The sequence below is a fragment of the Mucilaginibacter sp. genome, from assembly GCF_035492695.1.
GTDB lineage: Bacteria > Bacteroidota > Bacteroidia > Sphingobacteriales > Sphingobacteriaceae > Mucilaginibacter.
In genome coordinates, this window is the sequence record NZ_DATJJC010000012.1 from 91435 (window position 1) to 104153 (window position 12719).

11 protein-coding genes are annotated in these 12719 nt (G+C 46.4%); 6 read left to right on the forward strand and 5 right to left on the reverse strand.

From position 1 onward, the window contains the following. The first annotated feature begins 5 nt into the window (after positions 1 to 5). Entirely contained in the window at positions 6 to 1031 is a 1026-nt protein-coding gene (locus VL525_RS07150; protein WP_325384843.1) for a phospholipase D-like domain-containing protein, read from the forward strand. Between the two features lie 6 nt (positions 1032 to 1037). Here the strand turns inward: VL525_RS07150 and VL525_RS07155 are convergent, their stop codons facing one another. Continuing rightward, positions 1038 to 1679, reverse strand: a complete 642-nt coding sequence (locus VL525_RS07155) for a Pycsar system effector family protein (RefSeq protein WP_325384845.1) — start codon at positions 1677 to 1679, stop codon at positions 1038 to 1040. 85 nt (positions 1680 to 1764) lie between these two features. On the opposite strand from VL525_RS07155, the gene pafA reads away from it, so the two are divergent. Both pafA and VL525_RS07165 read left to right on the forward strand, forming a co-directional pair. Next, complete coding sequence (pafA, locus tag VL525_RS07160) at positions 1765 to 3423, forward strand: alkaline phosphatase PafA (RefSeq protein WP_325384847.1); 1659 nt, start codon at positions 1765 to 1767, stop codon at positions 3421 to 3423. A 54-nt stretch (positions 3424 to 3477) separates the two neighbouring features. Further along, complete coding sequence (locus VL525_RS07165; protein WP_325384849.1) at positions 3478 to 4503, forward strand: hypothetical protein; 1026 nt, start codon at positions 3478 to 3480, stop codon at positions 4501 to 4503. Positions 4504 to 4523: 20 nt separating this feature from the next. Here the strand turns inward: VL525_RS07165 and VL525_RS07170 are convergent, their stop codons facing one another. From VL525_RS07170 to VL525_RS07185, 4 genes are all read right to left on the reverse strand, one after another. Continuing rightward, on the reverse strand, positions 4524 to 5624 hold the full coding sequence (locus VL525_RS07170) for a hypothetical protein (protein ID WP_325384851.1): 1101 nt from the start codon (positions 5622 to 5624) through the stop codon (positions 4524 to 4526). Between the two features lie 118 nt (positions 5625 to 5742). After that, positions 5743 to 6630 carry a glutamate--tRNA ligase family protein gene (locus tag VL525_RS07175; RefSeq protein ID WP_325384853.1) on the reverse strand — a complete coding sequence of 296 codons (888 nt, stop codon included), beginning with the start codon at positions 6628 to 6630 and terminating at the stop codon, positions 5743 to 5745. Between the two features lie 4 nt (positions 6631 to 6634). Beyond that, positions 6635 to 7387 carry a LytTR family DNA-binding domain-containing protein gene (locus VL525_RS07180; protein WP_325384855.1) on the reverse strand — a complete coding sequence of 251 codons (753 nt, stop codon included), beginning with the start codon at positions 7385 to 7387 and terminating at the stop codon, positions 6635 to 6637. Between the two features lies 1 nt (position 7388). Further along, complete coding sequence (locus tag VL525_RS07185; RefSeq protein WP_325384857.1) at positions 7389 to 9443, reverse strand: tetratricopeptide repeat-containing sensor histidine kinase; 2055 nt, start codon at positions 9441 to 9443, stop codon at positions 7389 to 7391. Positions 9444 to 9651: 208 nt separating this feature from the next. Here VL525_RS07185 and VL525_RS07190 point away from each other — a divergent pair, with 208 nt between their 5' ends. Genes VL525_RS07190 through VL525_RS07200 form a run of 3 tightly spaced genes read left to right on the forward strand, consistent with a single transcriptional unit; the run spans position 9652 to position 12647 of the window. Then, positions 9652 to 10191 carry a hypothetical protein gene (locus tag VL525_RS07190; RefSeq protein WP_325384859.1) on the forward strand — a complete coding sequence of 180 codons (540 nt, stop codon included), beginning with the start codon at positions 9652 to 9654 and terminating at the stop codon, positions 10189 to 10191. Between the two features lie 28 nt (positions 10192 to 10219). Further along, on the forward strand, positions 10220 to 10780 hold the full coding sequence (locus tag VL525_RS07195) for a hypothetical protein (protein ID WP_325384861.1): 561 nt from the start codon (positions 10220 to 10222) through the stop codon (positions 10778 to 10780). A 25-nt stretch (positions 10781 to 10805) separates the two neighbouring features. Continuing rightward, complete coding sequence (locus tag VL525_RS07200; protein ID WP_325384863.1) at positions 10806 to 12647, forward strand: hypothetical protein; 1842 nt, start codon at positions 10806 to 10808, stop codon at positions 12645 to 12647. Positions 12648 to 12719: the final 72 nt, after the last annotated feature.

Sequence of the window (12719 nt, forward strand, 5' to 3'; positions counted from 1 at the left end):
AGGCCATGTTTCAGCGTTCCATTATCGTTTTCCCGGATGATACGGTAAAGCCTATTATCGATGCTATCAATAGCGCCACAAAATCTATCCTGGTAAAAATGTTCCTGTTTTCGGATCCTGAACTGATCGATGCGGTGATAGCTGCCAGGCAGCGCGGCGTAAAAGTAAAGGTAATGCTGAACCCCGCCCGCAGGAACGGCGAAGATGAGAACGAGGAAACCCACGCCCGACTCCAGGCGGCAGGCATAACCGTACGCGACACCAACCCGAGCTTTATCATCACCCACGAAAAATCGATGGTGGTGGACGGCAGGCTGGCCTTTGTAAAATCACTGAACTGGGAAACCAAAAACCTTACCGAAACCAGGGATTATGCCATCATTACTTCGCACCCTAACGAGGTAGAAGAGATCATACTGTGTTTTGATGCCGACTGGCACCGCAAAGAATTTGATCCCGGAGAAGAAGCGAGGTTGATATGGTGCAGCCTGAACGGTCGCGCGCGGATAGCTCATTTTATCGACCAGGCCAAACACACGCTTTTTATTCAGAACGAACGTTTCCAGGACCTGGTGATCATCGAACGGATAGTACGCGCGGCAAGCCGGGGTGTGAAAGTGCATGTGATGGCTGCTCCCCCACATACGCTGAAAAAGGACAAGCTTGTAGAGGGTGTTGGGGGGCTGCGCATTATGGATGATGTAGGTATCAAAATCCATAAACTAAAGCATTTGAAATTGCATGGTAAAATGCTTTTAGCAGACGGCTGCAGGGCGGTAGTGGGATCGATAAATCTTGCGCCGGGAAGTTTCGATCATAGGAGGGAGTTGGCTATTGAAGTACATGATGCCGAGGTGATAGAACGGCTGCAGAAAATAGCCCATCACGACTGGGAGAATTCGCACACGCTCGACTTGTCTGACGAGGGGTTATACGACGACCTGGAACGGCGTGGGCAGGGCGGCTCGGAAAAGTTGGTGCTTGATAAGGACGAAAAGAAACATCACCACAAGAAAAAAAAGCACCACTAATAAAACCTATATCAGCGCCGCAAAAAGATAAGCTGCAACAGAAAGCGCTATGCCGTACATAAATATATCGTAAGCAATGCGCAACAAACGGAATTTTCGCCCCAAAACGCGTCCCTGCCAGTAAATATCTTTTATAAAACTACCGTAAAGGAAATCGCTGTCGTCCATCATTTGGGTGATGCCATATTCAAATTCCTTCAGGTCCATTCTATAATAGCTGCCAAAGAATAAAAGGTTAACCTTTTTCTGCTCCACCTGTTCACGGGTAAAGGTGCCTTTCGGGATATTGGGCCGCGTTGCCAGTACCGAATAAATAATGGTTATTACACTTATAATAAGCAACAGAACCGTTGGAGCCACCAGGCGCGGGTTTACCGAAAATTTACTGATGAGCAAACCTATAGCCACGGTGATGATAATGGAATTAACCGATATCATAATAAAAGCCTTGTTATCAGCCATTACACTGAGCCGCTGATGGTTGGCCGACGACGATTTGAACATAGTTTGCACCCCCTGCAGGTGATGCTTTTTCTTCTTCAAATGATGTACATATACGCTTTTCGGATCTTTTGGCCCGACGGGTTTGTTACCCGTTAAATCGTTTATGTTTCCTTCGGGTGGTATATTTTCTTCCGGCATGCTCATCTTTTTCGGTTTGAAGCGAACCAAATATATTGTTTTTCCCGGCTAACATTTTTAAGAATTTTCTTACATTCAGTTCTTCAATTTTATGGCGAGGTTCCTTTTTACATTTTTATTTAGTGTCCTGTTATTACAGGCGGTTGCTCAAAGCAACGATAATAGCCCTGCTTTAACCCAGCAAGGCATCCGCAGACCAAAACTGGTTGTCGGTATTGTGGTTGACCAGATGCGCTGGGATTACCTGTACCGCTATTATAACCGCTACCAAAACGACGGCGGGTTCAAACGGCTTTTGCTCAATGGCTTTTCCTGCGAAAATGCTATTATACCGTATATCCCTACAGTAACTGCTTGCGGGCATACCAGTATTTACACCGGAACGGTGCCCGCCATAAACGGTATTACGGGTAATGAATGGTATGATTATGACCTGAACAAACAGGTTTACTGTACTGAAGATGAACAGGTTACCACTGTGGGCGGTAAAGGCGCAGCCGGCCAGATGAGCCCGCATAACCTGCTGGTAACTACAATAGGCGATGAACTGCACCTTGCCACCAATTTCAAAAGTAAAGTAATAGGCATAGCAATGAAGGACCGTGCCGCTATACTGCCGGCAGGGCATACTGCCAACGGCGCTTTTTGGTTCGACGAGGCCACAGGCAACTGGATATCATCGTCTTATTATTCCATTGGGCTGCCGAAATGGGTTGATGATCTCAACAATAAAAAACTGCCCGACCAGTATTTTGCCAAAAACTGGAATACGCTTTACCCCCTGAATACTTACACCCAAAGCACCGCAGATGCCGAACCTTATGAATACCGGCCATTCGGGAAAGACGTAAAAGGATTTCCGTACGATCTGAAACAATTTGCCGGCAAAAATTACGGGATGCTGCATGTAACCCCTTACGGCAACAGCTTTACCTTCGACATGGCAAAAGCCGCGGTCGACGGTGAAAAAATGGGCGCCGATTCTGTAACGGATATGCTTACGATAAGCCTGTCGACACCGGATTATATCGGGCATACATTTGGGCCGAACTCGGTAGAGGCAGAGGATGACTTCCTGCGGCTGGACAAGGACCTTGGCGCTTTTCTTGATTTCCTTGATCAGAAAGTAGGAAAAGGCGAGTACCTGGTATTTTTAACCGCCGACCACGGAGGGGCTCATGTTCCCGCTTTTCTTGGTCAGCACTCCATACCTACGGGCAATGCAATAGACCGGGGGTATAACGATGAAATAGGCCAGCTTTTGAATGCGAAATTTCATTCGGATAAATTGCTGATCAATGTATCTAATTACCAGGTGCATCTTAACCGGCTGGAAATAAAGCGGTTCGGCCTTAATAAAGATTCCGTAAACAAAGCAGTTATAGACTACCTGTCGGCACAGACGGCCATTTACAGGGCGTTTGCGCTGGATAAAACGACAGAGACTACGTTAAACGCGACTATCAAAAGGGATGCGACGAACGGTTATTATCCGCCGCGCAGTGGAGATATTCAAATCATTTTTAAACCTCAATGGATAGAAAATTTTGAACATGGCGGCACCACGCACGGCGCCTGGGGGCCGTATGATGCGCATATACCGCTGCTGTGGTACGGATGGGGTATAAAGCAGGGGCAGTTGAGCAGGGAAGTTTATATGACAGACATTGCGCCTACTGTTGCCTCGTTACTGCATATCCAGATGCCAAGCGGTACGGTGGGGAAGGTTATACCGGAAGTATCAAAATAGAGCCGGGTTTACATAGCTTTGATAAAACTGATCACATACCATAAAACTAGCAGGATGAATAGAATTTTTACAGCCGTGTTGTTTTTTTGCCTTGCATGTTTAACAGTTAAAGCTCAAAAACCTGTCGACAAAGTAAAGTTCTTTACAGACACCTCGGTACTTAGCGGCACCCTGAGTTTCAACTTCAAAAAGGTGATATCAAATAAGGAAAAGGAAGGGGCTATCTTCCCCGCAACCTTTATCTGCAAAATGGAAGACCTGGAAGTGCACGATCCCATCCAGATAGAGGTGCGGGGGCATTTCAGGCGCGAACATTGTTACCTGCCGCCATTGAAACTGATCTATAAAAACGATCCCTCGGCCGCATTCTATCAATTAAAGTCGCTAAAACTGGTAAGTGCCTGCATGACCAGCAACGCGGATGACCAAAATCTGCTTAAAGAGTTTCTTATTTACAAAATGTACAATCTGCTTTGCGAAAAAAGTTTTAGAGTGCGGCTTTTGAACCTAACCTATCTGGACAGCGCAGGGAAAAAAAATCCATTGACCCGGCACGCATTCCTGATAGAGGATGCCAGGCAACTGGCCAAGAGGAATGATTGTGAAGAATGGAATGACAGGAAAATTCCCACCGAAAGAACCGACCGGAGGCAAATGACCATGGTTGCCGTGTTCGAATATATGATAGGTAATACGGATTGGTCGGTGCCGGTTGAGCATAACATCAAGATATTGCACTCTAAAACAGATTCGCTTTCGCGCTCTTATGCGGTGCCTTATGATTTTGATTTTTCGGGACTGGTAAATACCAACTATGCAGCACCCGATGAGCACCTCGGCACCTCAACCGTCAGGGAGAGGGTCTACCGGGGATTTCCGCGAACAATGGATGAATTACACGACGTACTGAATGATTTTAAAAAACAAAAAGAAAACATCTACGCACTCATTAACAACTTTAACCTGCTTAACCCTTATACCAAAAAAGATATGATCAAATATCTTGATGAATTTTATGACAAGATAGATGACGATTCGTCGGTTAAGTCAGTTTTTGTTAATAATGCGCGTGTAAATTAGACCGGTATCAACCCGCAAGGTCAATTATTCTTTAGGCCTATCTGGTGATTTTTGTAATCTGTCAGGTACTCATTCTCAATAAAAAAGCTGAGGCTGAAAATGGTCCTGAAATCGTTGGTGTTATTGGGGTTTTGTACCTCGGTCAGGTTTTCTGTTGAGGTAGTGGTGTATTGATAAACGAAACCTTTGTTGGTAGTTACTTTAACCACTGTATTGGCAGGCAGCTGGCCTATAGTGCGTACCGCTGTTTTATCCTCGATAATGGTTAAGGCTGGCGTCCCTGTATCGAACAAGACATTGGCGGAAACGCTTTTGCTGCCATAAGTTATGGTAGACGGTATATTAGGTGAATATCCTCCGGGATTAATTGGGGATAGCGGATGCATGATAAAACCTGCCGAACTAAGATCGGAAGAAGTAAGCCCAACCGTTAACAGGCTCGAGACATAATTGCCATTACTGTTGAACTGAGCCATGCTTAAGGTGGCAAGCTTGAAACCGCTGGTAAGGTTGCTGCCGGTATTAAAATAACTCAAAGGGCTGGCTATGCTGCTGTTGGTGTAGCTGACACCCGGCCCTACCCCGAATACGTCATTCGAATGCGCCGGATATACCGTGCCGGTACCCGAAACTATTTTGTAATATAAGAAGAACGGCAACCGCTTTACAGTAAAACTGCCGTCAGAATTACCTATGGTGACCGAAGCATAAGCCAGGTTGCCATATTCTTTAGTCAGGCTTAATGAGTTGCCATAACTTATGGTAGCTGTTTGGGAGGTAATGGTGATGCCGTTCACCACCGTCGAATCGCCGGTGAATTGGATGCCATTTGTGGTTATCATCGATGCCGGTATAAGGTCGTGCGCGTCAATGGTCATGCCGGTAGAGCCGGTGTCGAAAATGCCGTAATAGGTTGTGGTGTTAGTGCCTATCTTAGTGATCGGAATAAAAATCCGCTTGTTGGTATCAATTGCATACTCATATAAACCCATTACCACAGGGTTAACAGTAGTGTTGGTTGTAGAGGGTTTGCTACTGTCCTTTTTACAGGAGAAAATAGCAACTGTGAGCAGCAATAATAGGGCAAGACCGGATCTTGAAGCAGTATACGTGTTGCGCATAAATGTTTTGTATTAAACCTGATACGTGTCAAATGGTTTAAACTGTTGCCAAAAAATAACGTCACAGCAAAAAAATATTGTGATGTGCCGACGAATTAGCGGTATGAGCCGACCAATTTTAGTGCCAAAACGTCCCGCCAAGTTGCCGCCAACTGGTTATATGATCAGTTGAGCCCACCATTCGGCCTATCTCTCCAAAGATATCTGCAGGTTTTTTGCCCTGCCGGCGAAGATAGCTAACCGAGGTGTCGCCTGCCGATTTTGAAAGCTTTTTTCCTGCTTCTGTAAGCAATGGATGGTGATGAAAAACAATCTTTTGGAATTGCGAAGACTCAATTTCTTTGGCCAGGTAGAGCTGAGCCAGTGTTGATGACCAAAGATCCTGCCCACGGACAACCAGGTCGATGCCAAAATGTATGTCGTCTATGACCGAGGCTAACTGGTAGGCAGGGTAGCCATCTTTTTTTCGCACTACAAAATTATGCATATCTGCGGGCAGACTTGCTTTTGCAACGCCGTTTAGCGTTTTCACCGATAGTTCTGCATCATCATTTGTTCTAAACCGCCAGCAGGCGCCGGGTGTATTCAACGAAAGTGCTTTATCACGACAGATGCCGGGATAAATATCATTTGGATTGTTTTCCCTGATCTGCGAGCGCGAACAAGTGCAGGCAAATACCAAATCATTCTCCTCTAATTTTTTTAACGCTTCGCGGTAAATATCTATCCGGTGCAATTGGGAATATTCAGATTCAAACTCCTGTAAATTACGCGGACCTTCGTGCCAGGGTATTTCGAGAAAATTGAGCATATCGAATATGTCCTGAACATATTTGGGATTCATTCTGTCGCGGTCGAGGTCATCGATACGCAATAGTATTTTTGCACCGGTTTTTTCTGCGACAGACGCAGTGATGGCAAAGGACAAAACATTACCCAGGTGTAAGAATCCGCTGGGCGTCGGGGCTATTCGGGTTTTGTTGAAGTTAGGCAGTACGGGGTCCATGAAACTACATTTCCTCAACCTTTTTCAGGAATAAATCGCGGCGGCGGGTCGATACCTCAAGGCTTGTATTGTCATTCAAAGTCACGTAGCCCCCTTTCCCTTTGTGGTAACTCTTAATGCAATCCATGTTAATGAGGTGGCTGTTATGTATGCGGAAGAAATTGTGATCTGTCAGCATATCTTCAAAATCTTTTAATGTTTTCGCCACCATGATCTGCTGCTTATCTTTCAGATAGATGGTGGTATAATTTACATCAGACTGGCAGCGGGTAATGTCGCTTACCTGCAAAAAAAGAAGCCCTTTGTTTGTTGCCACCGTGATCTTTTTGGAAGTGTTGTCTGTTGTTTTAAGATTATGAAGCAGGGTATTAAACTTTTCTGTCAACTGACGCTGATCTAATATTTTTTGCAGCCTGACAATGGCTTGTAACAGGTCGTCCGGGTCGATAGGTTTTAGCAGGTAATCCACCGCGCTGAATTTGAATGCCTGTATTGCATAATTATCATAGGCCGTTGTAAATATCACTTCAAAATCTATTTGAGGAAGGCGCCCTAAAAGATCAAAGCCGGTTTGTTCGTGCAATTGGATATCGAGAAATACCAATTCGGGCTTAAGGGCGGCTACGCCGGCAACCGCATCATCCACATTATCAAAAGTGCCCGCTACCCATACGGATTGTTTGCAGTACCTGTCCAGCAGGCCTGCCAGGCGTTGGGTGCAATGCGTTTCGTCGTCAATAATAACCGCCCTGATCATGTTAAAACCTTAAATCGTGCGGCAATTTAATACTTACTTTGGTTCCTTCATCCAGATCGGTCAACTCAACTTTGGCGTTTGTTTGCTTGGTCTTATTGATCATATTGATCCTGGACTGGATCACTTTAATGCCAAACGAACGCCTGCCCTGGCGTATTTTATTCTTTTTTAATTCAGCGGACCGCACACGGCCCACGCCGTTATCCTGCACCGTATATTCTATCATCCCGTCTCTTTTTTGAACTTTGATATGGATAACCCCATCGCCGTTTTTAGGCGATATGCCATGCCAGATGCTGTTTTCGACAAAAGGCTGTAGCAGCATCGGCGGCACCAGGGTTTGTTCAGGGTCGATATCTTCGTCCACTTCTATATAATACAGAAATTTGTTGCCCAGCCGCAACGCTTCTAACTGGATATAAAGCTCCAATGCTTTCAGATCGTCGGCCAGGCTAATAGTTTCCTGTTCGGAGTTTTCCAGTATCATCCGCATTAATTTGGCAAAACGCACCAGGTAAAGGTCGGCTGTTTCTTTGTCGTGCCGGGCAATATAATCGCCAATCGAATTAAGCGAATTAAATATAAAATGCGGGTTCAGTTGTGCCCTTAAAACCTTCATCTCGGTTTCAGAAACCTGCGCTTTTAATTCCGCCTCTTTTTGCTTCTCGCGGGCATCCTTTCGCCTCGAATAAAAAACGAAGGAAAGGGCTGCAGAAAATAACAGGATAACGCCAATGATGATCGATGCATTTTTGATCACTTTCTGCCGCGAAAGCTCGGCCTGTTTCTTTTGGTTCTCGGCTTTTAAAACGGCTTCTTTCTTATCGTAATCGTATTGGATATTCAGGCGGGTAATTTCTGTACGTTTTTTATCGTTCCGTATGCTGTCGGTCAATTCAGCATAATTGCGGTAACTGCTAAGCGCGGTACTGTAATTTTTTTGCAACTCGTAAATACGGCTCAGTTTTTTCCATTGGTCGGCCTGGGTATTCAGATCGCGTATCTCAAGGGCCAGCTTTACCGCCTTCATCTGCACTTCCAATGCTTTATCCAGCCGCTTTGAAGGCTCAACCTTTTGGGCGCGAAGGATGTTATCGGACGCGGAAAGGTAAAGGTCGGCCAGGTGCCCCAGCGTCGAGGATGAGTTATTTTTTGAACCGATGGTATCATAAAGGCTGATTGCCCTGTTAAGGCAGGCGAACGCGTCGGTGTATTTGCCCAGGTGCCCATAGGCAACGCCCATATCCGACAGGTCGTTAGCCTCCCCCTTTTTACTTTTAAGCCGCAGGTTGATAGCAAGTGCACGTTTATTATAAGCAATCGCATTTTGATAGTCTTTCGTATCGAGATATACGGCGCCTATATTACTTAGGGCCGCTCCCGCCCATATTTCATCGCCCAGTTCTTCAAGCACTTTTAAACATCGGTTATAATATTTTAACGAGACGCTATAATTTTTCAGGTAATAATTCACTACGCCGAGGTTGCCTGTGGTTTTGGCTATCATCGACTTATCCTGCAACGAATCAGCTAATTTTAACTCTTTGTAGTAAAATCCGCTTGCCTTGGGATAGTCGGCGAGAAGCGTATAACATGAACCGAGCGTATTATAACAGGCTGCAACCCGCTTTTTATCGCCTGTTTGCTGTGCTAATGGTAATGCTTTGTTGACATAATCGAGTGCGGTTATATAGTTGGCCGTATTGTAATAATTGGTGGAAAGTTTGAGGTAACAGTTGATGAGCCCGGGTTTATCATCAACCTTGTTAAATTGATCAAGCGCAAGCAAAGCCGGGATAATAGCGTTTTTGGGTTCCGACCGGAATTCATATACCCTGGTCTGCGTCATATACGACCTGGCAAGGGCGAGGCTGTTGTTGAGTGCTTTTGATACCGATATGGCCTGGTTTGCATAGTCCATACCGGTTTTGTTATCAAATGGTGCATAAGCGACGGCAAGCCTGTTCAGCAGGCCGATATAAGCGGTGTCTTTCTGTTGATGTACGGCCAATATTTTGCGAAGACTATCTGCCTGTTTTTGCTGGGCGAAGACCATTTGACACAGCGCGATCAGGGACAGTGAGAACCATCCTCTCCGCCAGAAAATAACCAAAAAACGAAACCCCGGCAAACGCATAGCAAAAGATACGTCAAAATCAGTTTACATCCACCTACGCAGCGAAAAATAAATGAGATAGTGCATTTAATCAATATAGCTTGAGGCGCGTATGTACCTGAACTATCTTGTTTAAAAACATGCTTTTATGAGAAAGATAATTCAAATACTGCTGACTGTTTTCGCGCTGGTGATATTGTGTACTGCGTGCAAAAAGGACAGTAATAAAACAAACAAGCAGGTTGATACCAAAGATTTTTATATCAAGCTAAAAGTAAATGGCGTTGCCAAGACCATGACAGTCAATGCGACGACAATTTCGGGCGTGGTGTCAGGCATTATTCACGCATTGTCAATAAGCGCCGAGTTTACGTCAAACCCGGTTGCAGGAGTAACCATAGGGCTGAATGATGGTGCAGCGTTCAATACGACTACTACCTATACCGGGAAATATATTAACGTTAGCGGTACCACAACTATTCAAACAACATTCATTTACAAGGACGAGGATAATTCGACCTACCTGGCCAGCCCGGCGGCAGCGGGTACTAACGTAACGCTGAATATTACCGAAATATCTGATGACCATTTTAAAGGCACATTTTCGGGGAAACTTCTCAAATCGGCTACTACGACAACTTTTATAAATATTACCGACGGCGAATTTTACGTAGGCCGTTCGCTATAGATCTATTTGATAACCAAACGAATCAATCATGAAGGAATTAGAAATCAGCGGAAGAAAGTACGACGTCTACACGGTAACCGGCAGAGTAAACGAGGCCGGGAAGAATATGGAAACCAGGGTCCAGGGCGGCGGCGGCGGTGGCTACAGTTATCGCGGAACCGGCGGAACCGCGCCGGTGACCATCACCTCGACCACCGTGGTACACGACCAGATATTTTTGACCGAAGACAGCGGTACCGAACATGCTTTCCAGTTACAGGATTTTAATGTGGCTTGCCGCGAAACTAACCTGATCTCGGTTGTATGGGCGATAAAAAAAGGAAAAAAACTGGGGCCATACGTTGTGGTTGTTAATCACACTACACGAAAAAGTTTTTATAACGATAAGGCGCTGAAAAAGATTTTTCGCTTTAATATATGGTACTTTTTGGGCGGCGGGTTTTTGCTGGGGCTGGTACTTGGCCGCAGCATAACCGGGGGTGTTTTCGGGCTGCTCTTCGGCCTGCTGATGTGGGCAGTAACCTGGAACGGGCCAAAGCTCCGCGAGTTTAAGGAGCAGGTATCACTTCCGCCGGCTGTATTGGCATAATAATAACCAGGCAAAACGTTTCGATATGAAAAAGATAAGCACAGGTGTACTGCTGATTTTGATCTGTGGCAGCTTGTTTGCCCAGCAAAAAAGGACGCCACCCCCTCCTCCGCCAAAACCAATAAAGCTGCTTGACCTGTTCAAAAAGAAAAATAAACAACAGACCGCAACTACAGGTACCCAAACGAATACCGCGCAAAACGATGGCATCGGTCAGGTGGCTTCGGGCGATCTGCCCATAACGCAGGGCAATTTGACATCGGGGGAATATTGCTCCATCATTTTAAAAGACGGTGTGCTTTACGGGTGGGGCGACAACAGTTACGGGCAGTCGGGCGTCGGCAAATCGGGATCGAATTTTACCCCGGTGCAGATCACCACGGATAACGACTGGAAAATGGTGACCATGGGAGGTTACCATACGCTGGCCATAAAAACAGATGGCACCTTATGGGCCTGGGGCTGGGGGAACGACAGTGAGATGGGCCTGGATCAACTTGGAACGAGGGTCGAATTTCCGACAAGGCTGGGGCGCGATACCGACTGGACCTGGGTATCAACGTCAGACGGGCACACTGCGGCGCTGAAAGAGAATGGTACGCTTTGGGTGTGGGGCAATAATGTTGACGCCCGGCTGGGCGTTGGCCCAACTGTAAACAGCACCTGCCGGCACCCTTACCAGATGGGCCGTGACCGTGATTGGGCGACGGTGGTTGCAGGCGATGCCTATACCATAGCATTAAAAAAAGACGGCAGCCTTTGGGCCTGGGGCGTTAACACGGGCGGATGCCTGGGCGCCCCAACCGTAACACAAGTACAGCAGGCGCCCATACAGATAGGGACCGATAAAGATTGGGTTAAGATTTTTACCGGATGGCGCGGCTTTGGCAGCTTCGGCATAAAAAAAGACGGCACCTTATGGGCCTGGGGCGTGAGCCGCTCATTTCAGCTGGGGTTGGGCCGAAATGTGAAAAGCATCGACCGCCCGACACAGGTTGGTACCGACCATGATTGGGTAACGCTGGCTAATGGCAGCATGAACACGATAGCTATAAAAGCAGATGGATCCCTGTGGCAATGGGGTAACAACCAGCTTAGCGGCCAGGGGGATATTGTGGCCCCGCAAAAAGTTAACCTGCCGGGCGGATGGAGTAGCGTGGCCGTAAGCCAAAACCATGCAGTGGCCCTGATGAACAACGGAAGGGTGTGGGCCTGGGGAGGCAACTATTACGGACAGCTTGGTGCGGGGAAAACGGTGCGTGGTGCATATTCAAATGCCCCTGCCGAGGTAAAGGATTTCCCTGTACCGGTTATCACCACTAGATCGAAAAAAGAACTGGCGACCATATTGAATGAAGAAACCAAAGTATTGTTCCAAAATGCAAGGTCCAGGCTATCGATAAAAGACAAAAACGCCATTGCAAAACTACTGGCGTTCCCGTTATCGAAGGATAAAAAGCAATTTATTTTGGAGGCGGATGCGGCGGATTATCCATTTGATGTTCAAGTGTACCCGACGGATATGAACAAGGACGGTGTGGAAGAGGTGTTTATGACCTTCGGCAACAGTTATACCTCGGGTCTTGCCGGGTCGAGCGTGGTGCTTTTTATCAGGGATAGTTATGGCGATTGGCACAAGGAGCTCGGTTTTCCCGGTGTGACACCAGATGTATTGGCAACCGGAAACGCAGGCTACCCCGATCTGCTGATCGGCGGGCCGGGAAATAACTTCCCGGTATGGCGATGGAACGGTAAAGAATATGTGTTGTACCGTAACGTATCCGATGCTGACTACCGGAAATTGAGGAGCATAAATGCAGAAAACCTAAGCAAGGCGTATGTCGCCCGTGCAGTAGTAAAAAAATGATACTATTCTACCGTTGTTACAGTTTATGGTTGGTTTGCAAAATGGCTGCCTAAGTGCAGCCATTTGTATTGC